Raw genomic sequence first — 437 nt, forward strand, 5'->3', positions numbered from 1 at the left:
TTGTAAAGAGAACAACACTTATTGTTTTGGGTCTGTAGCTCAGCTGGTTAGAGCGCACCCCTGATAAGGGTGAGGTCGGTAGTTCAAATCTACTCAGACCCACCACTTCTTATCTAATTAAGAAGATGGTTAAAACAATAAGTACCAGCATATGTGGGGCTATAGCTCAGCTGGGAGAGCGCCTGCCTTGCACGCAGGAGGTCAGCAGTTCGATCCTGCTTAGCTCCACCACTTACTTCTTAAAAATAAATATTCTTTATCGGGCCATTAACCGCCTGAGAATAGAGTGTGTTTAATTTTGAGAAGTTTTTACATCTCTTGCTCTTTAAAAATTTGGAAAAGCTGATAATAAAATTCTGATAGATACTTTGTATTTATCAAGAGTTTTCAAAAGTAAAAAAAGAATGGTAGCAGTACCATTCAGTGCCATTTAGTTG

The 437-nt window shown here is 38.9% G+C and carries 2 tRNA genes; both read left to right on the forward strand.

Annotated elements, in window-relative coordinates:
* The first annotated feature begins 28 nt into the window (after positions 1-28).
* Positions 29-105: transfer RNA gene (locus CXF89_RS19220), tRNA-Ile, on the forward strand.
* A 50-nt stretch (positions 106-155) separates the two neighbouring features.
* A tRNA-Ala gene (locus CXF89_RS19225) sits at positions 156-231 on the forward strand.
* Positions 232-437: the final 206 nt, after the last annotated feature.

Origin of the sequence: Pseudoalteromonas sp. MelDa3, from assembly GCF_002863625.1 — a bacterium.
Taxonomy (GTDB): domain Bacteria; phylum Pseudomonadota; class Gammaproteobacteria; order Enterobacterales; family Alteromonadaceae; genus Pseudoalteromonas; species Pseudoalteromonas arctica.